This window comes from Roseibium sp. AWQ4_254 (genome assembly GCF_056161025.1).
Window position 1 is genome coordinate 82,269 of the sequence record NZ_JBSWYH010000025.1, and the last position, 25,196, is coordinate 107,464.

Consider the following 25,196-nt stretch of genomic DNA (forward strand, 5'->3'; position numbering starts at 1 on the left):
TCATCCGATATAGGCTTCCGGCCCTGATTATTTTGCCAAGGAGTTTTGCAAACACATGGCTGACTATATTCTTCACTGCATGGCGCAATCCGGCCATTCCTACAAGGTGGCGCTGATGCTCGAGCTGTGCGGCGCCGACTGGGAGCCCAAATGGGTGGATTTTTTCGGCGGTGAAACCCGCTCAGCTGCGTTTCGCGAGACGGTGAACGAAATGGGTGAGGTGCCGGTTCTTGACACCGGAACGCTGCGGCTCACCCAGTCCGGCGTGATCCTTGACTATCTTGTTGACCAGTTCGGCAAATTCGGCTGGAACACCGAGGAAGAGCGCCGCGAGATCCTGCGCTGGGTGATTTTCGACAACCAGAAAGTCTCCGGACTGGCCGGGCCCTTGCGGTTCCTGCGCCAATTTTCCAAGACGGGCGAAACGGAGGTGACCCGCTTTCTCGAAGGCCGGCTGCTGGGGGCGCTTTCCATCTTGGAAAAGCATTTTGCGAACAAGGACTTTGCGGTTGGCACAGCTCCGACAACGGCTGACTTTTCCCTGTGCGGCTATCTCTTTATGCGCGACGAGATCGGCACCGACTTTGCGCCTTATCCAAATGTGCTGGCCTGGCTGGACCGCATTCAGGCCCTGCCCGGCTGGAAACATCCCTACGACCTGATGCCCGGCCATCCGCTGCCGGAAAAAAGCTAGAGCATCTCTGAAAGCAATCAACCCGTCCGGAGGAGGACCAGATGGCCGAAGCCTATATCTACGATCACGTGCGAACACCGCGCGGCCGCGGCAAGAAGGACGGCGCCTTGCACGAGGTGCCGTCGGTCCGGCTGGCGGCAACGGCGCTGGAAGCGATCCGTGACCGCAACGGTCTCGAGACCGCCAGGGTTGATGATGTGGTGCTCGGCTGTGTGGATCCGGTCGGGGAAGCGGGCGGTGACATTGCCCGAGCGGCTGTCTTTGCCGCCGGCTACGACACGTCCGTTCCAGGCATGCAGATCAACCGGTTCTGCGCTTCCGGCCTTGATGCGGTCAACACGGCATCTGCCCAGGTGATGTCCGGCCAGCACAAGCTGGTGGTGGCCGGAGGGGTGGAAAGCATGAGCCGGGTCGGAATCGGCGCGTCCGGCGGGGCCTGGCCGATCGAGCCGCAGGTGGCCATCCCGTCCTATTTCATGCCACAGGGCGTTTCGGCAGATCTGATTGCCACCAAATATGGTTTCAGCCGCGACGACTGCGATGGTTATGCGGTAGAAAGCCAGAAACGCGCCGCGAAATCCTGGCAAGAAGGCCGGTTTTCCGGGTCGGTGGTTCCGGTCAAGGACATCAATGGCATCACGATCCTGGACCGCGACGAGCACATGCGCCCTGACACGGACATGCAGTCCCTGGCCGCGCTCAATCCGTCCTTTGAGATGATGGGAGCAATGGGCGGCTTTGATGCGGTTGGCATCCAGGCCCATCCGGAGCTGGAAACCGTCAAGCACGTGCACCATGCGGGCAATTCCTCCGGCATTGTAGACGGAGCGGCGGCTGTGCTGATCGGCTCCAGCACCGCCGGGCGCTCTTGCGGCCTCAAGGCCCGTGCCCGCATCAAGGCCTTTGCCAATATCGGCTCCGAACCGGCCCTGATGCTGACCGGACCGGTGGATGTGACGGAAAAGCTGCTGAAAAACGCCAGGATGGAGATGAAGGATCTGGATCTCATCGAGATCAATGAGGCCTTTGCCTCCGTTGTTCTGCGCTACCGGCAGGCCTTTGATCTCGATCCCGACAAGGTCAACGTGAATGGCGGTGCGATTGCCATGGGCCATCCCCTGGGCGCAACCGGGGCGATGATCCTCGGCACGGTTCTGGACGAGTTGGAACGGCGGGACCTGAACACGGCTCTGGTCACCTTGTGCATTGGCGCAGGCATGGGCACGGCAACCGTCATCGAGCGGGTCTGAACGGAGGAAACGGTCCCATGAGCTACACAAATTTCACCGTCGAAACCGACGCCAACGGCTTTGCCCTGATCACCTGGGACATGCCGGAAAAATCCATGAACGTGATCGACATGAGCGTCATGGACGAGCTGGATGCGATCATTGATCAGGTCGCTGGCGAGAGCGCGATCCGGGGTGCTGTCATCACCTCCGGCAAAACCGCCTTTTCCGGCGGGGCGGATCTGACCATGATGGAAGGCCTCCTGAAAAGCTTTCACGCCCAGCGGGCCAGCAACCCTGAAGGCGCGGCCAAAGCGCTTTATGAAGGCTCGCGCAGGCTGACGCTGATCTACCGCAAGCTGGAAACCTGCGGCAAACCCTTTGTGGCCGCCCTCTCCGGCACCTGTATGGGCGGTGGCACCGAGCTCGCCCTGGCCTGCCATGCGCGGGTGGTGGATGACAGCCTGAAAATGGGCCTGCCGGAGGTCAAGGTCGGTCTGTTTCCCGGTGCAGGCGGCACTCAGCGGGTCATGCGCATGAGCGATGGCCAGCAGGGCATGCAGTTTCTGCTTCAGGGCCGCACCCTGCGGGCGGCCCAGGCCAAACAGATGAAGCTGGTGGATGAGGTCACCGGTCCCCGCAAGCTTGTTGCAGCGGCAAAAAAGCTGCTCGCCGCCGGAATCGATCCGGTCAAGGACTGGGACAAGAAGGGCTACAAGCTGCCCAACGGCAAGATCTATTCCCCGGCAGGCTTCCAGTTCTGGCCCGCCGCCAACGCGATCTACCGGCGGGAAACCCACGACAATTATCCCGGTGCCCGCTATCTGCTGCATGCGGTGGTCGAAGGCCTGCAACTGCCTATGGATCTGGCCCTGCAGGTAGAGAGCCGCTATTTCGCCAAGGTGCTGCAGACACCGGAAGCGGCCAGCATGATCCGCTCGCTGTTCGTGTCCATGCAGGAACTGAACAAGCTGGCCCGCCGCCCGCTGGACCAGCGGCCAAACAAGATCAAGAAAGTCGGTATTCTTGGCGCTGGCTTCATGGGCGCCGGCATCGCCTATGTCACGGCCAATGCGGGCATTGATGTGGTGCTGATCGACCGGGACCAGAACGCCGCCGACAAGGGCAAGGCGCATTCCGGGGAGCTGATCAGCAAGGCGGTCAAACGCGGCCGGGCCACCGAAGACCAGAAGGACAAGCTGCTTTCGCGCATCACTGCCACGGTCGACTATGAAGCGCTGGCCGAGTGCGATCTGGTGATTGAGGCGGTCTTTGAGGACCGGGACATCAAGAAGACCGTGACGGAGAAAGCCGAAGCGGTGATGAAGTCCCGCGCCATTTTCGCCTCCAACACATCCACCTTGCCGATCACCTCCCTCGCCCAGGCCTCCAAGCGGCCGAAAAACTTCATCGGCATCCATTTCTTCTCGCCGGTCGACAAGATGATGCTGGTGGAAGTCATCCTGGGCAAACGCACCTCGGACCGGGCTTTGGCCCTGGCGCTCGACTATATCAAGGCCATCAAGAAAACGCCGATTGTGGTCAATGACAGCCGCGGCTTCTACACCTCCCGCGTGGTTATGACCTATATCCGCGAGGGCCTGATGATGCTGGCGGATGGCGTTCCGGCGGCGATGATTGAAAATGCGGGCAAGATGGCCGGTATGCCCGTGGGCCCGCTCTCGCTCGGGGATGAAGTGGCGCTGGACCTGGCGTGGAAGATCGTCTCGGCCACCCGTAAGGATCTCGGTGTCAAATATGTGGAAGGCCCGCTCGACAACATTCTGGAAGACATGGTGGTCAAGCGGGAACGGTTCGGCCGAAAGAACGGCAAGGGCTTTTACGACTACAAAGGCAAGGACAAGAGCCTGTGGCCGGGCATTGCCGAGGTCACCGGCCAGCCGAAACCGGCCGAAAGCTTCAACATCGAAGAGCTCAAGCAGCGTCTTCTGGTGATGCAGGCTTTGGAAACCGCGCGGATCTTTGAAGAGAAATGCCTGACAGATGTGCGCGAGGCCGATGTGGGGTCCATTCTCGGCTTTGGCTTTGCCCCCTATTCGGGCGGCACGCTCAGCTATATCGACACGATGGGCACGGCCGCCTTTGTTGAGATCTGCCGGAAATTCACTCGTAAATGGGGGCCGCGTTTCAAGCCGAACCGGCTTTTGCGCGAAATGGCCAAGAAAAACGAGACTTTTTACGGGAAATTTCCGCCCAAAGCTGAAATGGGCGAAAAAACCGCTGCCTGACGCAGAAACAGCATCACCTCCCATCATGGGGGGTGATATTTACGCTACGTTATTTTAAAGAAAATGACTGCGCGGACGGCTTGATCCCGGAAGATATGTCATGCACAGTTTGAAAAACGATTGTGCACGGGTGGCCGGAGAAAAATATGCCGCTGAAAGGCGAATGGGCACGCGCAGATGTGTTCCGGGTCTTACGGGACATAAATTCAGACAAAGATCTGAACTGGCCGCAAATGGCCAAAGACTATAATTTTGACCTTGCCAGCATCGAAGATCCTCAAGGGGTCGTTCCGATTACCGCCTGGCACGGGGTGTTTGAACATGTGGCCAGCGCTCTTGGCGACGATGCCATCATGTTCGACCTGTTCAACAATCTGGATATCGGCTGCTTTTCGATTTTCGACTACCTGTTTTCCTGTGCTCCGACCATCCGCGATGCCTGCATGGCCTGGGCCAAGTTCAGTCCCATCCGGACCAACGCCTATCGCATGGTGTTTGAAGAAGACGAGACCGGCGGTTATGTCGGCTGGCCTATTCTGGAAGGACGGGGAGAATGGCGGCAATGTATATTTGCCCGGGTTGGCTGGGCCACGCAGCAGCTGGAACGGGCCCTCAACATGTCCGCTCCCCCGCTTCTGATCGATCTGGCCGCGCCGCCGCCCGTGAATACATCCGGGTTCCAGAAGAAGTATCAGGGCCGCCTTACCTTTAATGCGCCCCATAACCGCATCTTCATTCCGCGCTCGCTCTTGTCCCGGCCCCTGTCCCAAAGTGATTCCCATCTCTACGAGATCATTCTGAAATCGGCGACGGACGAACTGGACCGGTTCGGCCAGTTTGAAGCGCCTCTCACCCGGATCGCGAACGAGTTGGCGTCCAATCTCTCCCAAGGAGCCTCCACACTGCCGCAGATCGCCGCCAAGCTCGGCATGTCCCAGCGCGCTGTTCAAAGGCTGCTTGAAAAGGAGGGCACCAGCTTCCGCAAGCTCAGCGAGGAAATCCGCCGGGCTGCAGCAGAACGCTATTTGCGCAGCACGGATCTGCCGATGAAGGAGATTGCCTATCTGGTCGGCTTTTCCGAATTGAGCACGTTCTCCAGAGCGGTGAAGTCCTGGTTCGGCATGTCGCCGCGCAAGGTACGCGAAGGCCCACCGCCTGCCGGCCCAGCCTCGCCGCCGCAGCGTAAGAAAAAAACTCCTGCTGCGCGGCTGGCAAAACACACAGCCTCAACCGGAGGCCTGGAAAAACCTCAGGGCCGCAAGGTCTCTGCCGGACCAAAATAGCGCATTGCCATGTGAGTTTAAGAGATCCATTGCCTGGAATTCCGGCACGGAGGCAGTTACGGGCTGCACTCCCTCCGCGCCTGAGATTTTATCTCTGGTCCGCTTGAAGCCAACGGAGTCAATCGGGGCTTCAAACGTTTCCGGACTGCCCCCCCAAAACGAGAGAAGGCTGCTGTTCGCCCGGGACCAAACCCGCAGTGTGATCTTTTCCTGAAAGGTCCCGGGTGGTGCCGGTCCAATTCCTGTCTTTCACTGCAGCAAAGGCCGGCTTACCGGAAGCTGGAGTGGGCGTCCTGCCTGACGATAAGTTTCGCATGCCTGAAACTTCTGATACGCCAATGCAACCGCCCTGTCTTTGGCATGAGAGCCCAAGTAATTGGCTTTTCACGACACCCCTGCGCGCGCATAGATAGAAATAACAAGGCTTTGATTTCAAATGACAATCACCGAGCGTTTGGGACCTCGTTGTATTTGCCATCATTTGCGCCTACCTATTGCTCAAACGATTCGATAACGCCCTGTTTCAAGGAGATCCCCATGTCCGACAACAGCCTGAGCCGCTTTCTCGGCGGATCACCCGCCCAGGTGATCCTGCGGCTCGTGTTTCTGTCCTTTGTTGTCGGAATTGTCCTGTCCGCGCTCAATCTGGACCCCATTGATCTGGTGCATATGGCCGTCGATTTTGTTGAACGGCTCTGGAACATGGGCTTTCAGGCCCTCGGGCGGCTTGGCAATTATCTGGTAATCGGGGCTATTGTGGTGATCCCCATCTGGCTGGTTACCCGGTTGATGGCCATGGGCCGTGGCCGCTGAATCCCCGCCTTTTTAAGCTACTATTCACAGAGCGTTTAAAGATGCCCTATTTGACCGCGTTTGGAGGGTCAAATAGGGCACCTTCAATTGCGATTGGTATCACCTCTCAAACGGTGTCCGCCACCCCGGCCAGCACCGGTGCCTTCAGCGGTATGGCTTCGGCCGTCTCTCCCGCCCGTCTTCAGCCAGCCGTCACAGTGACCGCCTAGCTGCGGAGCGTCGGGCGCCGCGCCCTGCTTCCCCGTCTTAAGGTCCGGGCGTCACACGGCCAGACGCAACGTCGCGAGCGCTGCGGTGAAGGGTCGTGTGGCGGTCGGCCAGTTCATCAATATTCGTCGAATAGCCCCCGCCCAGAACACAGGCGAGCGGGAGACCAGCCTGCCGTACGGCCGTGATCACATAAAGATCCCGTTTCCGCAGACCGGCCCGGCTCAGCGACAGGCGGCCAAGCCGGTCATGCTCGTAAGGGTCAACACCCGCATTGAAAAACACGATGTCCCAGGGCTCACGCGCCAAAAGCTCCGGCAGCAGGGTTTCAAGCCGGGCCAGATAGGCCTCGTCTCCAGTTCCGTCCGGCAACCCCACATCCAGATGGGAGGGCACCTTGCGTACCGGATAGTTCTTCTGGGCATGCATGGAGAAAGTGAAGATGCTGGCATCCCCTTGAAAGATGTCCGCCGTGCCGTCGCCCTGGTGCACATCCAGGTCAATGACCAGGGCTTTGCGAATGGCGCCATCAGCCTGCAGCACCTTCAGGGCCACGGCAACATCATTGAAGACGCAGAACCCGGCGCCATGGCTGCGCCGGGCATGGTGGCTTCCCCCGGCGGTGTTGCAGGCAAGGCCATGCTCCAGGGCGAGATAGCCGGTCAGCACCGTGCCCCCCGTCGCGCAGCGCGCGCGCAGGGCAATGTCAGGCCGCATCGGGAAGCCGATTTCCCGCGCAATCTTGTCCGGCACCCGGCCATTGAACACCTGATCGACATAGACAGGATCATGGGCCAGCGCGACCCACTCGAACGGAGCCGCCCGCGGCCGGTAAAACGCGCCGCCGTCTAGCAGTCCCTCCTGGCGGATCTGCTCCGCCACGGCACGGAACTTGTCCATCGGAAACCGGTGATTGGCTGGCAGGTCGGCGCAATAGGCCGGATGGTGAACGATCGGCACGGTCATAGGTCCGACTATAGCGCGGCGGTGCGGGCCTTCCAGAGTGTCTTGCCAGCCGGTGCGGCCTCCCACGCCCTTGCGGTTCAAAGACGCGGCACGGAATTCGATTGACGAACAGCCATGGGCCAGACATGAAGGGAGTCTTCAGACATGAGCATTCCATGACCCACTCCCCCCCTGCCGGGACACCGGACCATCTGCGCTTTTCGGTTACGCACCGTTCTGTCCTGGCCATCGCCATCCCGATGACGGCCGGCTATCTATCGACGCCGATCCTGGGGATCGTCGACATGGCCGTGATCGGCCGCCTTGGGGATGCGGCCCTGCTGGGCGGGATTGCCCTTGGCGGGATCATCTTCGATCTGGTTTTCACCACGTTCAGCTTTCTGCGCTCCGGCACCACCGGTCTGACCGCACAGGCCGTGGGCGCACGCAATGATGCAGAAATCAAGGCCACCTTGCTCCGCGCCCTGGTGATCGCCGTAACCGGCGGGCTGCTGGTGATTGCCTGCCACGTGCCGCTTCGGGAAATGGGCCAGTGGTTTCTGGGTGGCAGCACCGAGGTGCAGGCGGCTACCGCCCGCTATTTTGACATTCGGGTTCTGAGCTCCCCCCTGCTTCTGGCCAATTACGCGATGTTGGGCTGGTGCATCGGGCTCGGCCGGGCCGGTACGGGCCTGATGCTGCAGATCTTTCTCAACGGGCTGAACATTCTTCTCAGCCTCTGGTTCGTTCTGGGGCTTGGCTGGAGCGTGGAAGGGGTGGCTCTGGCCACTGTGGCCAGCGAGCTGGCCACCACCCTTTTCGGTCTTGGCCTGGTCCTGACAAGCGTCAAGCGGGGGGGCTGGCCTCCGGCCTCGGTCATTTTCGACCGCCGGCTGCTCGGGCGCATGCTGGCGCTGAACCGGGACATCATGATCCGCTCTTTCGCGCTCTTATATGCCTACGCGTTTTTCATCGCCCGATCGGCAGATCAGGGCGATGCCGTGCTGGCGGCCAATGCAGTGCTTGAAAAATTCATCATGGTGTCAGGCTATTTTCTGGACGGTCTGGCCACAGCGGCCGAACAACTGGCCGGGCGGGCGGTCGGGGCCAGATACCGTCCCGCCTTTGAGCGGACCGTGAAGCTGACCGCCTTGTGGAGCTTTGCCCTGGCGGGCGGCCTCACCCTGTTCTATTTCGCGTTCGGCTCGGCCATTATCGACTTCATGACCACCTCGCCGGAGGTGCGGGAGATCGGCAGGACCTACCTGCCCTGGGCGGTGATCGCCCCGGTTCTGGGTGTGCTCGCTTTTCAGATGGACGGGATCTATATCGGCGCCACCTGGTCCGCCACCATGCGCAACATGATGCTTTTGTCCCTCGCCGCCTATGTGGGCGCCTATTATGTGCTGTCACCCTTCCTGGGCACACATGGCTTGTGGCTGGCGCTCAATCTCTTTCTGGGCCTGCGCGGGATCACCTTGCTGGCCGCCTGCCGGCGTCAAGCCGACAGGACTTTTGCACCGGCCTGACCCGGCAGGACCAGACCTTGGCAGCGGTCCTAAAGGGTCTCCGACGCCCAGGCGTCCACATTGGCATCCCGTGCGGCCCTCAGGCTCTCAAGGCCATGCCGGTCCAGGCGGGTGGAGAGCCCGCGCAGAATGTCTCCGACCAGCCCCGGCCCCTTGAACACAAGGGCCGAATAAAGCTGCAGCAGGTCCGCACCGGCCGTGATCTTGGTCCAGGCGGTTTCCGCGCTGTCGATACCGCCAACGCCGATCAGCGGCAGGTCAGGCCCCGCCAGCTTGCGGACCTTCGCCAGAGCAATGGTCGATTTGCGGAACAGCGGGCGGCCTGACAGCCCCCCCGCCTCCCCGTGCGGGCCCTGGCCGCTCAATCCGTCCCGTGTGATGGTCGTATTGGAAACGATCAGGCCGTCAACGCCCTTTTCCAGCACTTCCTCGACAATGTCCTTCAGGTCCTCTTCCGCGACATCGGGCGCAATCTTCAACAGCACCGGCACCCGGCGGCCGGTCTCCTGCGTGCAGCCATCCCGCTCTTCCACAACCGCCTGAAGCAGTTCGGCGAGCGCGGACCGGGCCTGAAGGTCCCGGAGACCCGGCGTGTTTGGAGAAGAGATATTCACCGTGAAATAGGAGGCCAGCGCCGCAAATTCCCGGATCCCGGCCACGTAATCCGCCACCCGGTCCGTCGCCTCCTTGTTGGCCCCGACATTGATGCCGACAATGCCGGGGCGCTGGCCCCGTGCGCTCAGACGCTGGCGCATGGCCGCATGGCCGTCATTGTTGAACCCGTAGCGGTTGATCACCCCCTGATCCTCCGGCAGCCGGAAGACGCGCGGGCGCGGATTGCCCGGCTGCGGCCTGGGCGTCACCGACCCAACCTCTGCCGCGCCGAACCCCAGTGCCAGCACCGCATCCGGCACCTCCGCATTCTTGTCGAACCCGGCCGCCATTCCCAGCGGATTGTCAAACGCAAGGTCCCAGAGACGCACCTTCAGACGCGGGTCGGCGGGCTGGGGACGCCGTTTCATCAGGCCGGATTTCAGGGCGCGGATGGTGAGCTGATGCGCCTGTTCCGCGTCCAGAAGATGCAGGCCCTTGAGGGCAATCTTGTCCAAGGCAGGCAGGCTCATCCCGTCATCTCCGGAAAGACATGGCCCCCAGTCTCCGACAAGGGCAGATCCTTGACCCAGAGCGCCTCGTCCGGCCGGAAGGTTCCATAAAGATGCGGGAACAAGGCCCCGCCCCGGGAGGGCTCCCAGACCAGCGCATCGCCAAACGCCTCCGTCTCAAAGGCAGCCAGAAGCAGACCGCTCTGGCCGGCGAAATGCTTGGCGGCCGTCTCCCTGGCCTGCTCCGCCGTGGAAAAGTGGATATAGCCGTCCGCAAGGTCGACCGGAGCGCCCTTGAAGACACCGGCCCCGACAGCTTCCTGCCACAGGGAGTTTGGGACAATCTTGAAAATCAATGTCATGCGCGGTTCACATCTTGCTTGTGCTTTGCTCTGCTGCTCTGGGTACAGCTGTCGCGTGCGCGGCACAAGGGAAGAGGTGCGGCAAATGTGTTGTTGTGGCGCGCGCTGGACTGCAGGAAAAACAGCATCTATTCGGTTGCCAGAAGCCGTTTTTCCGCAAATCAGCTGCATGGAAAAGGTCAGGCCGACATGCTGGAGATGCTTGCGGGAACCGGGATCGACTTTGACACGGACTACCCGGATGCGGACCGCCACGGGGTCTTTTTCAGGCGCGTCACCGGCGAACGGGACATTGACGAGGACACCTGGGCCAAGATCCCGGAAAAACACCGGCCCGAAAGCCGCCGGATGATCCGGTCCTGGGTCGGTGCCATTGACATGCCGTTCTTCAGGACGGTCCAGAACCGCGCAGAGGTGGTCTTCGAAAGCGCCCCGCCAGTGACGGCGCCGTGACGCGAAAGACCCCAGGGACCAAGCATGGCCCCAAATCGCCAAAACCCAAGAAAGGGGACAAGGTCGTGAGGCCTGCTCATGACCTTGTCCCTTGGAACTTTGCCCCTGACCTGAGATTTCCGTAAAGTGAATTCTTGGAGCTTTCCTAACCAAGCCTCAAGCGTTTATCATGTAGCTTTGTACCAATCTGGATTGATATTGGCTGCATCCAGGGCCGTAAACGTGACTGTTCAGGCATGAAACTGACGCCATTCCTCTTTCCGGTTTTCCTGTTGACGGCTTTCGGCGGACTGGTGGCCTGGCTTGTGTTTGCCGAACCGCCCGCCCTGCCGGCCCCGCAGCCGCAACAGCCTGCTTCTGCGCTGCGGCCCGCCCTTGAAGAGCAGACGGCGCAAGAGACCCGGACGGCCGCCGCCCAGCCGGAAGACATGCCCCCTTCAGCAGCCCCCCTTCCTGGGGATATCCGAAATGTCTCCCCGGATGGGATGTCGACCCCGAGGGTCAAAGGACATTTGAAACGCATTGCGCCTTCCGAACGGTTCCAGGAACTGATGAACCCGCCTGTGGAGCCAGTGCCGGACGGGCCGCTGGAATTCAGACGGGTCGAAGTGCTGGATGGCGGGCGGCTGAAGTCAAACCAGCTGATCATCCAGCTGGCCCATATCGAAGCCTTGAAGATCGATCAGGTCTGCGGCGACTCACATGGCGGCACCTGGCCTTGCGGCGCCCGGGCCCGCACGTTTCTGCAAGGGCTGACCCGGCAGTTTAAGATCACGTGCGAAAAGCTGGCCGACACAGGTCCGAACAAGATCCTGGCCAGCTGCCAACGGGGCAAGATTGATCTCAGCACCCGCCTGGTGCGCTATGGCTGGGCCCGTCCGTCGCAGGAGGCACCGGAAGGCTTTCAGGAGTTCACCCAGCTGGCGGAACAGCGCAAGCTGGGCCAATGGAAAGACCAGTGGCAAATTGCAGCCCCGCGCCTCGATTGGGACGCCAATCCGGACGCCGCTCTGCCCGGGCTTGAGAGCCTGGAGCCGGAAATCGTGGAGTGGAGCGAAACGGCCCCAGAGCCGGAAACCGCGCAAGCAGACCAATCCCCTCTCGACCTCGGCAGGGATAATGCGGCCCCCTATCCGCAAGAATAAAGCGCAGAGCCTCACACCGCCCGCCATAATTGCGCCGGAATAACGTCAGGTTTCCCTCGCGTTTTGCTCATAAAACCAGCAGCTTTTTCCCTTGTCCTGTTGTGAGAGCGTCCGGGGAGCGTCCTGTTTGCTCTTCGCCCTTCGCGTTCGAGGCTCACGCGGACAGCATGCGAAAGAAGACCTGATGATCTCCCTGACAAGACGCTCGCGTCCGCAGACCGTGTGAGGCGGCCTGTCCGACGGCGATCAAAGGGGTACATCATGATTTTAAACCGCGGCCGTGCACTTCTCCTCAGCATCTTTTGCCTGTGTGCGGTGGTCCTTGTGACCGCCTTTGTGGCCTCAGGCCCCTTGTCCAAGTTTCTGGATGGTGAGACCCACTATCTTGTTGGCCAGCAGGAGTTTGCGGCCCAGCTCCCGCCCCGGAGCGCGCCGAAACCGGGAACCTTCCTGGAGAGCGCCCCGGTTCTGGCAGAGGGCAAGGCGTCCAGAACCGAAAAGGTTCCCGCCTCCCCGGAGCCCCTTCCAGCGGAAGGAATGGCAGCGTCTGCCGGGCCGGACCTGTCCCGGCCTCAGGACCGGGAGCAGGCGCGGGACCAGGCCCTGACAGCGATCCAGCAAAGGCCGGTGACAGACCGGCTTTCAGCGACAGCCCCGTCGGCCGAACCCAGGAAACAGGAGGTTTACCGGCTCTCCGGCGGCACCCGTTTTTCCGCAAAAGAGATTGAGCGCTTCAAACCGCAAGCTGCACCGGTAGGCACGGGCACGCTCACACAGAGCCCACTGGGGCAGACCCCGGACCGGGAACGGTTTCCGCAGGCCGAAAGCAATCCGGTCAAGAGCACTGCCGATGCCCCGGTGTCGACCTTCTCGGTGGATGTGGACACAGCCTCCTACGCGTTTGTGCGCAACAAACTGGTCAACGGTTTGCTTCCGGTCCCTGCAGCCGTGCGGCCGGAAGAAATGATCAACTATTTCGACTATGCCTATCCGCAGCCGGAGACCAGGGAAGAGCCCTTCTCCACCAATATCTCGGTCATCGACACCCCATGGAATGCGGACACGAAATTGCTGCAGATTGGCCTGCAGGGCTATCGCGTGCCGCTTGAGAACCTGCCGCCGCAGCATCTCGTCTTTCTCATCGACACGTCAGGATCTATGGGCGAGCCCAACAAATTGCCGCTGCTTCAACAGGCGTTCCGGCTGCTGGTCTCCACACTGCGGGATCAGGACACGGTGGCCATCGTGACCTATGCCGGAACGGCCGGGGTGGCGCTGGAGCCGACCTCCATTGCCAGCAGCAAGGCCATTATTCAGGCGGTAAACGCCCTGCGGCCGGGCGGCCGGACCGCCGGCCATGCGGGCCTAAGGGAAGCCTATGCCCTTGCAGACACGATGCGGGAAGAGGGTGGCCACGCGCGGATCCTGCTGGCCACCGACGGGGACTTCAATGTGGGTCTGTCGGACATCGGCGCCTTGAAGCACTACATTACGAACCAGGCTAAATCGGGCATTGCCCTGTCCATCCTGGGCTTTGGCCGGGGCAATTACAATGACGCGCTCATGCAGACACTGGCGCAGAACGGCAATGGGGTCGCGGCCTATATCGACTCCCTTGCCGAAGCCCGCAAGGTCCTGGTCGAGGGGATCACCGGCTCGGTGATGACCATTGCCAAGGATGTGAAAATCCAGGTGGAATTCAACCCTGCAACAGTCGCCGAATACCGGTTGATCGGCTATGAAACCCGCGCCCTGAAACGGGAGGATTTCAACAATGACAAGGTGGATGCAGGCGATATTGGCGCCGGCCATACCGTCACCGCCCTATATGAGATTACCCCCGCCGGATCACCTGCTGTCCGGCTCGACAAACTGCGCTACCAGACGGGCGGGAAAGAGCCTGCCTCCGCTGCCGGGTCCGGCTTTGAGGACGAGCTTGCCTTTGTCAAACTGCGCTACAAGCTGCCCGGGGAAAGCAAGAGCCGTCTGATCAGCACACCGGTGACCCTGGCCTCATCGGACATCCCGGCTGGCGAAAGCCTCTTTGCGGCCTCGGTCGCCGGATTTGGCCAGATCCTGAACGGGTCAAGCTATCTGGGCAACTGGTCCACCCGCGATGCGGTGGATCTGGCAGATGCCAACAAGGGTTCCGACACGCTCGGCTACAGGGCGGAGTTTGTCTCCCTGCTCAAACTGGCCAGCTTTGCAGAAAACTGACAATGAATGCGTCTGTCTTGGCTGAGCCGTTTGGCCGAGCGGCAGGCTGACTAACAGACAAAACGGCGGAGAGGCTTCCTCCGCCGATTTTCGAACAGCGCAGCCCAATTCAAGGCGCCCTGACCCGGCCTTCCGGCTGCTTTTCCGTTACGCCGCCAAGTCGCCCGCAAGCGCCTTGCGGATCATCTCACGGGTTTCGTCAATCCCGTAAAGCGCGACGAAGGAGCCAAAGCGCGGGCCCTTTTCCTGGCCCAGAAGCAGCTGATAAAGGGCCGAGAACCAGGCGACAGACACGCCCGGACCACCATCGGGGCCCTTCTTGTTCGGGTCCTGATAGCGCTCGATCGCCCGGGCCACATCCAGAACCCCGTCCTGAATGGCCGCGCCATCGGCACCTGCTGGCAATTCGGCCAGTTTGGCATCCAGCTGTTCCAGCGCCGTACGCTCAATCTCATCCGGCACCTTGAAGGACTTCGCCGGTTTGACGAAGTCCTCAAAATAGCGGATCGCATAGCCGACCAGCGCATCCAGTTCCGGATGGCTTTCTGCGGTGACCCCCGGTGCGTAGCGCGAAATGAACGCCCAGAGCACGTCCTTGCTGTCTGCATTGGACGCGGACACCAGGTTCAGCAGCATGGCAAAGGGCACTGGCAGGTCGATCTTCGGAATATTGCCGGAATGAATGTGCCAGGCCGGGTTCTGCAGCTTCTGCTCCACCGGCATCTGCTCGTATTTCTGGGCAAAGGTGAAATACTCGTCCACCGCCTTTGGGATGACGTCGAAATAGAGCTTCTTCGCTGTTTTCGGCTTCTGGTAATTGTAGAGCGCCAGGCTTTCCGGCGAGGCATAGGTCAACCATTCGTCAATGGTCAGGCCATTGCCCTTGGACTTGGAGATCTTCTCGCCCTTTTCGTCCAGGAACAGCTCATAGACAAAATGCTCCGGCGCCTTGCCGCCCAGAATCGTGCAGATCTTGTCATAGATAGGCGCATTGGTCTGGTGGTCCTTGCCGAACATTTCAAAATCAACATCAAGCGCGGCCCAGCGCATGCCGAAATCCGGCTTCCATTGCAGCTTCACATTGCCGCCGGTCACCGGCAGCGTGATCTCCTCTCCGGTTTCGTCGTCAAAGGTGATCGTGCCTTCCGCTGGGTTGACGGATTTCATCGGCACATAGAGCACCCTGCCGGAAGACGGCGAAATCGGCAGGAACGGCGAATAGGTCGCCTGCCTCTCTTCCCCAAGGGTCGGCAGCATGACGTCCATGATCTTCTGGTACTTTTCCGTCGCCTTGATCAGCACGTCATCAAACTTGCCGGATTTGTAATAGTCCGTCGCGCTGGCAAACTCGTAGTCGAAGCCAAACGTGTCGAGGAACCGGCGCAGCATGGCATTGTTATGGGCGCCAAAGCTGTCATAATCACCGCCAAACGGGTTCGGCACGGCACTGAGGGGCATCTGCAGATACGGTTCCAGCGCCGCTCTGTCCGGAACATTTTCCGGGATCTTGCGCATGCCATCCATGTCGTCGGAAAAGCACAAAAGCCGGGTCGGGATCTTGTCTTCCGTCAACAGGCGGAAGGCCGTGCGCACCATGGTCGTGCGCAACACTTCGCCAAAGGTGCCGATATGGGGCAGGCCGGACGGGCCATAGCCGGTCTCGAACAGAACCGGTTTTTCCGGATCCCGCTTGCCGATGCGTTTGACCAGTTTTCGCGCTTCTTCAAACGGCCACGCTTTCGATTTGGCGGCCGCCTCGACAAACTCTTGCGAAAGGTCAAGCGAAGGCAGGGATTGGTCGGTCATGTTCGAGTTTCATTCTTTAAGCTTGGGATGAAGGCAAACCATCCTGTCTGGCCCGGAACACCCGGCCTGGATGATGCGGCGCGACACTAGAAAAGCCGGGCGCAACAGTCAATCAAATGTCGCAAGCCCGTGACTTGAAGCTTTGGTGCCAACCCTTTACACCGGTCTTTCGACTAGAATCCATGAAGGCGTGCGGAGAGTGCATAGTGTCTAACAATGAACCGATCAGCGTTCAGGAAGCCCTCATCTACGTGATGGTGATCGTGTCTGCCTCAGACAATGCGATGACGGACAACGAACTGGCCACGATCGGAGACATGATCAAGATGTTGCCGGTATTCGACCAGTATGACAGCAACAAGATCATTCCGGCCGCCCAGCGCTGCGGCGATATTCTTCAGGAAGAAAACGGCCTTGGCCTGGTTCTGGAGCTGGTGGGCGATGTGCTGCCACCCAAGCTCTATGACACCGCCTATGCACTCGCCGTCGAGGTGGCGGCCGCCGATCTGCACGTGGAAAAGGAGGAGCTGCGCCTCCTCCAGATGCTGCGGGACCGGTTTGAGCTGGACAAGCTGACCGTCGCCGCCATTGAGCGCGGTGCGATTGCCCGCCACCGTACGGTCTGACCTCGGACAGAGCGAAGCATTTTGTCTCCAAAGAGGCCGTCCCGTTCGATGAACGCGGGCGGCCCCGGTTTTATTTTGGCGCTGGCGGCCCCAAAGCTCCTACCCTTCTCACCTGATAGCGGCCTATCGGGCTAGTCACCTGACTCTGAAGTTCGTCACATCTCCCGGCACGCTCCGAACGAACTTCAGCGTCAAGAAGGTGACTAGCAAGGTCATGTTTCTAGTATGGTTTTCGAATTTGAAATACGCTTCGGCGGTTTCTGCTAAAGTGAAGCGTATTTCAACTTCACCACACTAGGGGGGTATCAGTTCAGGCTGCGGATCGCATCGGGCAGATCGAGCGAGAAGGCCGGAATTGTAACATCAAACAGGGTTCCGTCCGGCCGTTCCATGGCATAGGAGCCGGCCATGATGCCATTGTCGGTTGCCAGCGGGCATTGGGAGGAATATTCAAACGTCTCTCCAGGCTCGATCACCGGCTGTTCCCCGACGACCCCCTCGCCGCGGACTTCAGCCAGCCGCCCCAGCCCATCGGTGATCTGCCAGTAGCGGGTCTTGAGCTGAACCGGTTCTTCGCCGCCATTGTGGATCTCGATCATATAGGCCCAGATAAATTCGCACTGTTCCGGTTTCGACTCATCGTCCAGATAAAACGGCTCGACAGAGACTTCGATCCCTTGCGTAATGGCGCTATAGCTGCCTGACACGGTTGTTCCTTCAAGACTGGCGCGGTGATCCGCAACTTCCCGAGGGCTTATAGGGCGAATGACATAAGCGTGAAAGAGACCCGCTTGTGATTTTGTGAATGTTTTTGCATTTACAACACGCTTTCCGCAAAGCCGGGTCCCCCGAAAGAGTGCCGGCACTGCCCAACTGATGGATCCTGCCCGTGTTTGATGCGCGTATCCGCCCCTTGATCGATCCCCCTTTGAACGCTCTGGGCCGCCAGTTGGCCCGGGCCGGGATCGGTCCGAACAGCGTCACTGTGACCGGTTTTGCGTTTGGCCTCGGCGCCGCCCTTGCCATTGCCGCAGGCTTCCCCTTGCTCGGCTGTGTTCTGATCGCCCTCAACCGTCTGGCCGATGGCCTGGACGGAGCCGTTGCCCGGGCGACCCGGAAGACCGACCTTGGCGGCTATCTGGACATCACGCTGGATTTCTTTTTCTACGGCGCCATTCCACTTGCCTTTGCCATCAATGCTCCGGAACAGAACGCCCTGCCTGCCGCAGCCCTTCTTTGCAGCTTCTATGCCAACGGCTCCGCCTTTCTGGCCTTTGCCATCATGGCAGAAAGGCGGGGTCTTGAGACAGAAAAGCAGGGTGCAAAATCGCTTTACTATCTGAACGGCCTTGCCGAGGGCACGGAAACCATTGCGCTTTTCCTCTTGATGGCGCTGTTTCCCGTCTGGTTCCCCGTGCTCGCCTGGGGTTTTGCCGCGATCTGTTTTGTTTCCGCATTTGCGCGGGTGCTGACTGGTGTAAAATTGTTTTCTGGAAAACTGACTTGAGTTTCTTGCTCTTAGGTCAAATCGGATTCTGAGAACAAAATTTCCAGAATTGCTCCGCTGCGAAAGACCGTGCGGCTATCGCCTTTCGCACAAAACCGAAACTGCGCGGAACCTCTGGCTGCAGGCCGAGAATCCTGCATCGCCCCAAATGTTTTGGCAGAGCTTGTTCTGCAATAACTGAAACTCCCAAATCCGCTTCAACAAGGGCAATGATTGAATTGATCTGAAGGATTGTATGCGCCACCCGCGGCACCACTCCCAAGGCTGCGAACCATCGCTCGACCAGCGGACCACTGCCACCTTTGGTCAAAATAAACGGGAACCTTGCCAAATCCGAAGGCGTTACAGTGTCGTGCATTGCCAGACTATGATGTTCCGCAACAAGCGCAACAAGCCTGTCGGTAGTTACGGAGGCAATTTCGAGTTCTTCATCCTCTGGAAGCGACATGATTGCCAGATCAACCAGTCCGTCTTCCAGGCATTGGGCAAGCTGTTCATCGGGGAATTCCATAATTTCGACATTGATCCCCGGAAACACCCTTGCGAAAGCCGATAAGATACCCGGAAGGATCTGGAATGACGCCGAAGATCCGAAAGACCCAAGGCGCACAGTGCCGCTTCTAAAACTTTTGAGGTCTTCCAGTTGCTTGAGAACCTGCTGCTGCAGTTGATCTGCTCGATCAGCGTAGTCAGACAGAGCCATGCCTTCATCGGTAAGGCTCAGTGGACGCGTTCCACGTACCAGCAGCGGCATTCCGAGAGAGAGCTCAAGCTGAGCTATACCCTTGCTTATCGCGGGCTGACTGACCCCCAAAACCCGCGCAGCCTCTGAAACGCTGCCATATCGCTGGACGAGACCGAGTGCACGGGCGACTGTCATTGAAATATCAGGAACGGACATAGCGAAACTATAACTTCAAGTTATTTTTTTATCCAATTCAATTCTGAGACTCCTGCCATTGGCCTCCGGGCCTTCACCGATACCAACCTTTTCCGGGACTCTCCGAAAATGACGCTTCAAGCCTGGCTGGCCTTTGCCGCCACCTCTCTCGTCCTTACCATAACCCCTGGCCCGAGCATTCTTCTGGCGATGGTGCATTCCCTAAATTACGGTCCGCGCAAGACGGTCTTCACAGCCCTTGGAGACATTTCTGCAAACGCGATCCAGATGCTGATTGTGGCTGCAGGTCTGGGTTTTGTTATCACCAGATCCGAGCTGGCCTTTCAAACAATCAAGTGGAGCGGTGTTGCAGTGTTGCTGTTCATGAGCTTTCGAATGTACAGGACCTCATCAGCCAAGAGGGAAATCCCTGCCGTTCCGCATGCGGCCAGTGCTTTCAAGCTCTACGTCTCCGGCTTTTTGGTTGCCGCAGCGAACCCAAAAGCACTCGTGTTTTTCACGGCCTTCTTTCCGCAGTTTCTCGACACACAGATCCCCTTGGCTGGCCAGCTTTTGACCATGTGCCCGACGATTGCCGTGCTCGATCTTATGTTCGTAATGCTCTATGCGCTTGGCGCAAAACGCGCTCTTGGTTTTCTGCAGAACCATCCGCAGCTCATGAGCCGTATCGGCAGCGCAACGCTCGCCGCAGCAGCCGGGGCCATGGGCCTGGTTGCGAAAGTCTCCTGACTTAAGTTTCAGCGGTCACACTGATCTGCCCGGAACCGATCGATCCAGTCCCGGTTGACCTCATCCGACAGTTTGGCGACCGGCAGTTCGATGCCCCGTGCGCCGTCCGGATCAAGGCCAAGACGGTCAAAGATCGTGGTGAGGACCTGTTCCGGGTCGGACGACAGCGCATCATAGGAGATCCGCAGCGGCTGAAGGCCCTCCTCTTGGAACCAGCGGTTCCAGGCCACATCATACCGGGTCATCTGGTCCAGATGCAGCCGGATCAGGTCCGGGTCATAGGCCAGTTCGCGGGGCGGCGACAGTCTTTCCAGTTCGGACCCGTCCGGCGCCTTGTGCCAGAGCCCGCTCTGGCTCGCCTTCACAAAGGACACTGCCTGGGCGACCTTGTCCTTCCGGGTCAGATGAATGAACAGTGTCTTGCCAAAAGCAGCTTCAATGCGGGCCGCGTGGGTCGCCAGATCGGGAAAAAGGGTTTTGAGCTGCCCGGTAAAATAGGCAAAGCTCTTGCCCTGCAACCGGAGCCCGAAGAGGCTGGTGCCCGCCCTGCCCTGATCGCGTGCCGCCTCCAAGAGCGCTGTCAGCCGGTCCCGGCCGCTGGCATAGCTCTGCCCGCCAAGTCCGAGATAGTCCTGCCACTCGTCAAGACTGTTGTCGTGAAAATAGGATTTTGGATTGCCTGCCTTTCCTGTCGCCGCCAGCAGCTTGCACAACAGCGTGCTGCCGCTGCGCGGCGAGGTGCAGATGACAAAGGCCTGATAGGCAGCTCCATGCGTACTGGACATGATTTTCGTTCACTTGCCTAAAGAGGATGCTGGCTCTTAACCTTGTTTTTGAAATAATTTTAATCGGTTATGTTTCGATCTTCACCTTAAAAAACAAGATTAAGCAGCTCGAATTCACTTCAACCTGCTGGTCTAATTCGCAGAAATCCGGAGCCCCTGTGCGGATCCGGGATCAAATCGCGCCCAGAGCCTTTTCGACATCTTCCAGAAGATCCAGTGGATCTTCCAAGCCGACAGACAGGCGTAGCATGCCGTCGCTGATGCCCAGTTCTGCACGGGCCTCGTCCCCGATGGACTGATGGGTTGTCGTCGCCGGATGGGTGATCAGGCTCTTGGCATCGCCCAGATTGTTGGATAGCCGGATGACCTCCAGCGCATTGGTGAAGCGGAAAGCAGCCTCCTTGCCGCCCTCGATTTCCACGGCCAACATGGTGGACCCGCCGCGCATCTGCCGTTTGACAATGTCAGCTTGAGGATGGTCGTCCCGGCCCGGATAGATGAGCTGCTTCACCTTGGCTTGGCCGGCCAAAAAGTCCGCGATCTGGCCAGCGGTTTCCGTCTGCCGGGCGACACGAAGGGGGAGCGTCTCCAGCCCTTTCATCAGCACCCAGGCATTGAACGGGCTCATATGTGGGCCGGTATGCTTGACAAAGGGCATCACCTCGTCGGCGATCCATTCCTCGCCGGACAGGATCACACCGCCGAGACAGCGGCCCTGACCATCAATATGTTTGGTCGCGGAATAGACCACAACGTCGGCGCCCAGCTGCAGCGGGGACTGAAAAAGCGGCGTTGCAAACACATTGTCGACAATCAGCCGTGCACCGGCCGTTTTTGCGATCCCGGCAACAGCGGCAATGTCGATCACCTCCAGGGTCGGATTGGTCGGGCTTTCCAGGAACAGCGCCTTTGTGTTGGGTTTCACTGCCGCCTTCCACTGGTCCAGATCCGTGCCGTCCACGAGCGTGCTCTCCACGCCGAAGCGCGGCAGCAGGGTTTCGCAGATATAGCGGCAGGAGCCGAACAGGGCCTTGGCGGCCACCACATGATCTCCCGCCTTTACGGAAGCCATCAGGGCCAGATTGACGGCCGCCATGCCACTGGCCGTGCCCCGGGCCGCTTCCGCCCCTTCCAGCGCCTTGATCCGGTCTTCAAACATGGAAACGGTCGGGTTGGCATAGCGCGAATAGACAAAGCCCGGATCCTCGCCATTGAAGCGGGCTTCAGCTGCCTCGGCCGTGTCATAGACAAAGCCCTGGGTCAAATACATGGCTTCTGAGGTCTCACCAAAGGGGGAGCGCACGGTGCCGCCATGCACCAGCGAGGTTGCCGGACGCCACGTCTTGTTTCCGGTTTTGGTGGTCTCAGTCATCTTGTTCCATCGCTCCAAACGCAAAAAACCCCAGCCGCAGGACCGGGGTTTGCACCTCCGGCCTTTTTAGCAAGTTGTTTAACGTGGCTGCAAGCCGGCCGGCCCAAATCACCACACAATCTCTGTGTCCTAAGGGAAAAGCGCTGCCGGGTCAATCATCCTGCGCGAAATCGCCCGGGCAGGCGACAAACACGGTTGGCGTTGGCGGCGCCATCCTTTAAGGATTCCAGATTGATGATCAAATAGGACCTTTCAATGAACGCGACAGCGGGGCAGGCCCTGGCGGGCAGCGCAACTCTGGAGGCGGACGGTATTCTGCCGGAACGCATCATTCACGAGATGTTTGCCGCCGGAGAAATCACGGCCGCCGAACCGCCGGTCGACGGGCAGGTTCAACCCGCCAGCCTCGATCTTCGCCTCGGCCAGGTCGCCTACCGGGTGCGCGCCAGTTTCCTGCCCGGCCCGGACAGCACGGTTGCAGGCCGCCTGGACGCCCTGAAACTGCATACGGTTGACCTGAAAGAGGGCGCGGTTCTGGAAACCGGCTGCGTCTATATCGTGCCGCTGCAGGAAAGCCTGGCGCTGGCGGCGGATATTTCGGCAACAGCCAATCCGAAAAGCTCCACCGGGCGGCTGGATGTCTTCACCCGGGTCATCACCGACCATGGCCATGCCTTCGACACGGTGCCTGCGGGCTATCACGGACCGCTTTATGCGGAAATTTCCCCCCTTACCTTTCCGATCCTGGCCCGCAGCGGCTCGCGCCTCAGCCAGATCCGCTTCCGGCGCGGGCACACGCTGATTGCCGATGAAAAACTGGAAGAGGTGCACAAGACGCACACGCTTATGAGCGGCGGCAATGAACGCATTGGCGGCGGGGTTCAGCTCTCCATCGATCTGGAGGGCGGCGGCCCGGACAGCCTGATCGGCTACCGCGCCAAACACCATTCCGGCCTGATTGATGTGGATGTGGTCGGCGCGCAGCACCCGCTCGACTTCTGGGAGCCGGTCTACCGGCGCCAGAAGGCGGAGCTTATCCTGGACCCGGATGCGTTTTATATTCTGGTCAGCCAGGAGGCGGTCCATGTGCCGCCGGATTTTGCCGCCGAGATGGTGCCGTTCGATCCTCTGGTGGGCGAGTTCCGCGTGCACTATGCCGGGTTCTTTGACCCCGGTTTCGGCCATGCGGGCGCCGGCGGCATCGGCTCACGGGCGGTGCTGGAGGTCCGCTCCCATGATGTGCCTTTCCTTGTGGAACACGGCCAGACCATCGGCCGCCTCGTCTATGAGCACATGGCTGAACGGCCTGCCAGCCTCTATGGCGAGGGGATCGGCTCCAACTATCAGGGCCAGGCTTTGAAACTGTCGAAACACTTCAAGGCCTCTGCCTGATCCTGCATGGCTTTCAAGACCGTTACACGCGAATTCGAAGGCTTTCTGGAGGACCGGAAATCCCGTTTTCTGGCGCATCTGGTGCCGATAGAGCTGTTTGAGCCGCGTCTTGAGGAGCTGCGCAAGGACCACCGCAAGGCCAATCATGTGGTCAGCGCCCACCGGCGCCTTCTGGAAGACGGCCGGATCGAGGAAAGCGGCAAGGATGACGGCGAACCCGCCGGGACCTCCGGCATGCCGACCTTGCGGGTTCTGCAAGGGGCTGGACTGATCAATTGCGGCGTGCTGATCGTGCGCTATTTCGGCGGCACGAAACTGGGCGGCGGCGGCCTGGCCCGGGCCTATTCGGGGGCGGCCCAGGACGCGATCAACAGCGCAGAGCTGGTGCTGTTCCAAAAGATTCTGACACGGACGCTCAGCGCCAGCTTCGCCTCGGCGTCCGATCTGGAACGCCAGATCGGCACCCTCGGCCTGACGGTGACCGCCCGGCACTATACCGAAACCGGAGTGACCTTGAGCGTGGAAGGACCGGAGGACCGCATCAGCCAGCTGGTGGGCTGAACCCGGCCTGGGTTTCCCCTCGACTGTGTCTTTTACGGGTCTCCAACTGTGACTATGCTCACGCTCTCCATGCAGCGGAATCAGAGATCAGGGCTTTGCAGACATCACGAACATGTTTCAGATATTTTGAGCGCACGCTCCCCAGCGCCGGGCCTTCGAACACCGGACAGGACCGGTGGACGTTCCCGTCCCTTCTGCCTCCGCCCCTGCTGCGCAGTCTTGCTGCAATGCTTCATTTGACGCTTCTCTTGACCCTGTCTCCCGCCGCGCTTGCGCAGACCCAGCCATCTTCGCGCCCGGCCCCGTCCGCACAGGCCAGCGACGAGATCGCAACGTCCCTGAAGGCCATCGAGAGCATTCTGGAAGCCCAGAAGATCAAGCAGGAGGCCGCCGCAGAGTTGCGCAAAGCCATCGAGGAGGCCGGCACCGATATCGACCGGACCGATCTGGGAGAACGGCTCAAGGTCATCAATCTGGAGATCGCAAAGCTGGAAAACCAGCTGATCGGCCTGGCCACCGGCATGTCCACCAGCGATCTGGACCCGGCGGATAAACCATTCGAGCTGCAGGACGAACTGGAAGAACTGGTCCGCCCCTTTGTCTGGACCCTCAAGTCGGCAACGGAAAATGCCCGTGAGATCGAGCAGTTAAAGCGTGCCTTGCTGACAGCCGGCGAAGCGACGGATCAGGCCAAGACCGCGATTGCGCGTCTCAAGCCGATGATTGCCCGCACCCCTGAAGACAGCGCCCTTCGCAAACGGCTGGAGCTGATCCTCAAGGACTGGCAAACACGGCTGATCCTGGCGGAGGATCAGTCCACAACGCTCGGCCAGCAATTGCGCGCCCGGCAGGACCAGAAGGTCGACCCCGGTGACGTGGCCAGCCGGGCTTTCACCTCGTTTTTCAGTGACAGGGGCCGCAACTTCTTTATCGGCCTCTTTGCCTTTGTGGCAGTGATCCTGGTGTCCCGCCTCACCCGGCGCCTTGTGCTGGCGCTGATCGGCAGCAACCGGAACCGGAGCTTTCCGGTCCGTCTCGGCACCCTGATTTATGATGCGCTGACGCTGTGCCTGGCATTTGGCACCACCATTGCGATCTTCAATTTCTACAATGACTGGTTCCTGACCGGCGCCATGCTGCTGGCTTTCCTCACCATCGGCTGGTTCATCTTGAAATCCCTGCCCAGCCTGATTGAACGTGTCCGCCCGGTGAAGCCGGTCTTCATGGCGGCGGCGCGCTCTGTTACGCTGCTTTTGCAGCGTAACACCAAGGCATGAGTTCGTTGATG

General features: G+C 60.0%; 23 protein-coding genes and 1 riboswitch. Of the genes, 15 read left to right on the top strand and 8 right to left on the bottom strand.

Annotated elements, in window-relative coordinates:
* The first annotated feature begins 55 nt into the window (after nucleotides 1-55).
* The 5 genes from ACXAIC_RS18635 to ACXAIC_RS18655 all read left to right on the top strand — a co-directional run bounded on the left by ACXAIC_RS18635 (nucleotide 56) and on the right by ACXAIC_RS18655 (nucleotide 6,268).
* Nucleotides 56-694, top strand: a complete 639-nt coding sequence (locus ACXAIC_RS18635; RefSeq protein ID WP_475183655.1) for a glutathione S-transferase family protein — start codon at nucleotides 56-58, stop codon at nucleotides 692-694.
* A 41-nt stretch (nucleotides 695-735) separates the two neighbouring features.
* A complete protein-coding gene (locus ACXAIC_RS18640; protein ID WP_475183658.1) occupies nucleotides 736-1,944 on the top strand; it encodes an acetyl-CoA C-acetyltransferase in 1,209 nt (402 codons plus the stop codon).
* Nucleotides 1,945-1,961: 17 nt separating this feature from the next.
* On the top strand, nucleotides 1,962-4,172 hold the full coding sequence (locus tag ACXAIC_RS18645) for an FAD-dependent oxidoreductase (RefSeq protein ID WP_475183660.1): 2,211 nt from the start codon (nucleotides 1,962-1,964) through the stop codon (nucleotides 4,170-4,172).
* Between the two features lie 146 nt (nucleotides 4,173-4,318).
* Nucleotides 4,319-5,455 carry an AraC family transcriptional regulator gene (locus ACXAIC_RS18650; RefSeq protein WP_475183664.1) on the top strand — a complete coding sequence of 379 codons (1,137 nt, stop codon included), beginning with the start codon at nucleotides 4,319-4,321 and terminating at the stop codon, nucleotides 5,453-5,455.
* Nucleotides 5,456-5,992: 537 nt separating this feature from the next.
* Complete coding sequence (locus ACXAIC_RS18655; RefSeq protein ID WP_475183668.1) at nucleotides 5,993-6,268, top strand: DUF6460 domain-containing protein; 276 nt, start codon at nucleotides 5,993-5,995, stop codon at nucleotides 6,266-6,268.
* A 246-nt stretch (nucleotides 6,269-6,514) separates the two neighbouring features.
* On the opposite strand, the gene ACXAIC_RS18660 is transcribed toward ACXAIC_RS18655, so the two are convergent.
* On the bottom strand, nucleotides 6,515-7,441 hold the full coding sequence (locus ACXAIC_RS18660) for a histone deacetylase family protein (RefSeq protein WP_475183671.1): 927 nt from the start codon (nucleotides 7,439-7,441) through the stop codon (nucleotides 6,515-6,517).
* A gap of 155 nt (nucleotides 7,442-7,596) precedes the next feature.
* Between ACXAIC_RS18660 and ACXAIC_RS18665 the strand changes: the two genes are divergently transcribed.
* Complete coding sequence (locus tag ACXAIC_RS18665; protein WP_475183673.1) at nucleotides 7,597-8,949, top strand: MATE family efflux transporter; 1,353 nt, start codon at nucleotides 7,597-7,599, stop codon at nucleotides 8,947-8,949.
* 29 nt (nucleotides 8,950-8,978) lie between these two features.
* On the opposite strand, the gene ACXAIC_RS18670 is transcribed toward ACXAIC_RS18665, so the two are convergent.
* Both ACXAIC_RS18670 and ACXAIC_RS18675 read right to left on the bottom strand, forming a co-directional pair.
* Nucleotides 8,979-10,073: a quinone-dependent dihydroorotate dehydrogenase gene (locus ACXAIC_RS18670; RefSeq protein ID WP_475183675.1), complete on the bottom strand. Its 1,095-nt coding sequence runs from the start codon at nucleotides 10,071-10,073 to the stop codon at nucleotides 8,979-8,981.
* Entirely contained in the window at nucleotides 10,070-10,414 is a 345-nt protein-coding gene (locus ACXAIC_RS18675; RefSeq protein WP_475183676.1) for a DUF952 domain-containing protein, read from the bottom strand. Before ACXAIC_RS18675 ends, ACXAIC_RS18670 begins: the two co-directional genes overlap by 4 nt.
* Before the next feature lie 189 nt (nucleotides 10,415-10,603).
* On the opposite strand from ACXAIC_RS18675, the gene ACXAIC_RS18680 reads away from it, so the two are divergent.
* From ACXAIC_RS18680 to ACXAIC_RS18690, 3 genes are all read left to right on the top strand, one after another.
* The gene (locus ACXAIC_RS18680; protein WP_475183678.1) at nucleotides 10,604-10,867 is read left to right on the top strand and encodes a hypothetical protein; all 264 of its coding nucleotides are present in this window, start codon (nucleotides 10,604-10,606) and stop codon (nucleotides 10,865-10,867) included.
* A gap of 236 nt (nucleotides 10,868-11,103) precedes the next feature.
* Complete coding sequence (locus tag ACXAIC_RS18685; protein ID WP_475183681.1) at nucleotides 11,104-12,012, top strand: thermonuclease family protein; 909 nt, start codon at nucleotides 11,104-11,106, stop codon at nucleotides 12,010-12,012.
* Between the two features lie 261 nt (nucleotides 12,013-12,273).
* Entirely contained in the window at nucleotides 12,274-14,229 is a 1,956-nt protein-coding gene (locus ACXAIC_RS18690) for a vWA domain-containing protein (RefSeq protein WP_475183684.1), read from the top strand.
* Between the two features lie 147 nt (nucleotides 14,230-14,376).
* Here ACXAIC_RS18690 and ACXAIC_RS18695 read toward each other — a convergent pair whose 3' ends face one another.
* Nucleotides 14,377-16,035: a lysine--tRNA ligase gene (locus ACXAIC_RS18695; RefSeq protein WP_475183686.1), complete on the bottom strand. Its 1,659-nt coding sequence runs from the start codon at nucleotides 16,033-16,035 to the stop codon at nucleotides 14,377-14,379.
* Nucleotides 16,036-16,289: 254 nt separating this feature from the next.
* On the opposite strand from ACXAIC_RS18695, the gene ACXAIC_RS18700 reads away from it, so the two are divergent.
* Nucleotides 16,290-16,661, top strand: a complete 372-nt coding sequence (locus ACXAIC_RS18700; RefSeq protein WP_475183719.1) for a tellurite resistance TerB family protein — start codon at nucleotides 16,290-16,292, stop codon at nucleotides 16,659-16,661.
* Between the two features lie 305 nt (nucleotides 16,662-16,966).
* On the opposite strand, the gene apaG is transcribed toward ACXAIC_RS18700, so the two are convergent.
* The gene (gene apaG, locus ACXAIC_RS18705) at nucleotides 16,967-17,368 is read right to left on the bottom strand and encodes a Co2+/Mg2+ efflux protein ApaG (RefSeq protein ID WP_475183688.1); all 402 of its coding nucleotides are present in this window, start codon (nucleotides 17,366-17,368) and stop codon (nucleotides 16,967-16,969) included.
* A gap of 182 nt (nucleotides 17,369-17,550) precedes the next feature.
* On the opposite strand from apaG, the gene ACXAIC_RS18710 reads away from it, so the two are divergent.
* On the top strand, nucleotides 17,551-18,168 hold the full coding sequence (locus ACXAIC_RS18710; RefSeq protein ID WP_475183690.1) for a CDP-alcohol phosphatidyltransferase family protein: 618 nt from the start codon (nucleotides 17,551-17,553) through the stop codon (nucleotides 18,166-18,168).
* A 16-nt stretch (nucleotides 18,169-18,184) separates the two neighbouring features.
* Here ACXAIC_RS18710 and ACXAIC_RS18715 read toward each other — a convergent pair whose 3' ends face one another.
* Complete coding sequence (locus ACXAIC_RS18715; RefSeq protein WP_475183692.1) at nucleotides 18,185-19,048, bottom strand: LysR substrate-binding domain-containing protein; 864 nt, start codon at nucleotides 19,046-19,048, stop codon at nucleotides 18,185-18,187.
* A gap of 129 nt (nucleotides 19,049-19,177) precedes the next feature.
* On the opposite strand from ACXAIC_RS18715, the gene ACXAIC_RS18720 reads away from it, so the two are divergent.
* Nucleotides 19,178-19,798: a LysE family translocator gene (locus tag ACXAIC_RS18720; RefSeq protein WP_475183693.1), complete on the top strand. Its 621-nt coding sequence runs from the start codon at nucleotides 19,178-19,180 to the stop codon at nucleotides 19,796-19,798.
* Between the two features lie 8 nt (nucleotides 19,799-19,806).
* Here the strand turns inward: ACXAIC_RS18720 and ACXAIC_RS18725 are convergent, their stop codons facing one another.
* A complete protein-coding gene (locus ACXAIC_RS18725) occupies nucleotides 19,807-20,583 on the bottom strand; it encodes a Stf0 family sulfotransferase (protein WP_475183696.1) in 777 nt (258 codons plus the stop codon).
* A gap of 172 nt (nucleotides 20,584-20,755) precedes the next feature.
* Complete coding sequence (locus tag ACXAIC_RS18730; RefSeq protein WP_475183698.1) at nucleotides 20,756-21,955, bottom strand: O-succinylhomoserine sulfhydrylase; 1,200 nt, start codon at nucleotides 21,953-21,955, stop codon at nucleotides 20,756-20,758.
* Between the two features lie 45 nt (nucleotides 21,956-22,000).
* Nucleotides 22,001-22,080, bottom strand: a riboswitch (SAM riboswitch).
* A gap of 130 nt (nucleotides 22,081-22,210) precedes the next feature.
* Between ACXAIC_RS18730 and ACXAIC_RS18735 the strand changes: the two genes are divergently transcribed.
* The 3 genes from ACXAIC_RS18735 to ACXAIC_RS18745 all read left to right on the top strand — a co-directional run bounded on the left by ACXAIC_RS18735 (nucleotide 22,211) and on the right by ACXAIC_RS18745 (nucleotide 25,185).
* The gene (locus ACXAIC_RS18735; RefSeq protein WP_475183699.1) at nucleotides 22,211-23,347 is read left to right on the top strand and encodes a 2'-deoxycytidine 5'-triphosphate deaminase; all 1,137 of its coding nucleotides are present in this window, start codon (nucleotides 22,211-22,213) and stop codon (nucleotides 23,345-23,347) included.
* A gap of 6 nt (nucleotides 23,348-23,353) precedes the next feature.
* The gene (locus ACXAIC_RS18740) at nucleotides 23,354-23,908 is read left to right on the top strand and encodes a YigZ family protein (protein WP_475183702.1); all 555 of its coding nucleotides are present in this window, start codon (nucleotides 23,354-23,356) and stop codon (nucleotides 23,906-23,908) included.
* Between the two features lie 248 nt (nucleotides 23,909-24,156).
* Nucleotides 24,157-25,185: a coiled-coil domain-containing protein gene (locus ACXAIC_RS18745; RefSeq protein WP_475183705.1), complete on the top strand. Its 1,029-nt coding sequence runs from the start codon at nucleotides 24,157-24,159 to the stop codon at nucleotides 25,183-25,185.
* Nucleotides 25,186-25,196 lie beyond the last annotated feature (11 nt).

Excerpts from the sequence above, each read along its gene's own strand:
- ACXAIC_RS18635 (WP_475183655.1), top strand. The coding sequence starts at position 56 with ATGGCTGACTATATTCTTCACTGCATGGCGCAATCCGGCCATTCCTAC.
- ACXAIC_RS18640 (WP_475183658.1), top strand. The coding sequence starts at position 736 with ATGGCCGAAGCCTATATCTACGATCACGTGCGAACACCGCGCGGCCGC.
- ACXAIC_RS18645 (WP_475183660.1), top strand. The coding sequence starts at position 1,962 with ATGAGCTACACAAATTTCACCGTCGAAACCGACGCCAACGGCTTTGCC.
- ACXAIC_RS18650 (WP_475183664.1), top strand. The coding sequence starts at position 4,319 with ATGCCGCTGAAAGGCGAATGGGCACGCGCAGATGTGTTCCGGGTCTTA.
- ACXAIC_RS18655 (WP_475183668.1), top strand. The coding sequence starts at position 5,993 with ATGTCCGACAACAGCCTGAGCCGCTTTCTCGGCGGATCACCCGCCCAG.
- ACXAIC_RS18660 (WP_475183671.1), bottom strand. The coding sequence starts at position 7,441 with ATGACCGTGCCGATCGTTCACCATCCGGCCTATTGCGCCGACCTGCCA.
- ACXAIC_RS18665 (WP_475183673.1), top strand. The coding sequence starts at position 7,597 with ATGACCCACTCCCCCCCTGCCGGGACACCGGACCATCTGCGCTTTTCG.
- ACXAIC_RS18670 (WP_475183675.1), bottom strand. The coding sequence starts at position 10,073 with ATGAGCCTGCCTGCCTTGGACAAGATTGCCCTCAAGGGCCTGCATCTT.
- ACXAIC_RS18675 (WP_475183676.1), bottom strand. The coding sequence starts at position 10,414 with ATGACATTGATTTTCAAGATTGTCCCAAACTCCCTGTGGCAGGAAGCT.
- ACXAIC_RS18680 (WP_475183678.1), top strand. The coding sequence starts at position 10,604 with ATGCTGGAGATGCTTGCGGGAACCGGGATCGACTTTGACACGGACTAC.
- ACXAIC_RS18685 (WP_475183681.1), top strand. The coding sequence starts at position 11,104 with ATGAAACTGACGCCATTCCTCTTTCCGGTTTTCCTGTTGACGGCTTTC.
- ACXAIC_RS18690 (WP_475183684.1), top strand. The coding sequence starts at position 12,274 with ATGATTTTAAACCGCGGCCGTGCACTTCTCCTCAGCATCTTTTGCCTG.
- ACXAIC_RS18695 (WP_475183686.1), bottom strand. The coding sequence starts at position 16,035 with ATGACCGACCAATCCCTGCCTTCGCTTGACCTTTCGCAAGAGTTTGTC.
- ACXAIC_RS18700 (WP_475183719.1), top strand. The coding sequence starts at position 16,290 with ATGGTGATCGTGTCTGCCTCAGACAATGCGATGACGGACAACGAACTG.
- ACXAIC_RS18715 (WP_475183692.1), bottom strand. The coding sequence starts at position 19,048 with ATGACAGTCGCCCGTGCACTCGGTCTCGTCCAGCGATATGGCAGCGTT.
- ACXAIC_RS18720 (WP_475183693.1), top strand. The coding sequence starts at position 19,178 with ATGACGCTTCAAGCCTGGCTGGCCTTTGCCGCCACCTCTCTCGTCCTT.
- ACXAIC_RS18725 (WP_475183696.1), bottom strand. The coding sequence starts at position 20,583 with ATGTCCAGTACGCATGGAGCTGCCTATCAGGCCTTTGTCATCTGCACC.
- ACXAIC_RS18730 (WP_475183698.1), bottom strand. The coding sequence starts at position 21,955 with ATGACTGAGACCACCAAAACCGGAAACAAGACGTGGCGTCCGGCAACC.
- ACXAIC_RS18735 (WP_475183699.1), top strand. The coding sequence starts at position 22,211 with ATGAACGCGACAGCGGGGCAGGCCCTGGCGGGCAGCGCAACTCTGGAG.
- ACXAIC_RS18740 (WP_475183702.1), top strand. The coding sequence starts at position 23,354 with ATGGCTTTCAAGACCGTTACACGCGAATTCGAAGGCTTTCTGGAGGAC.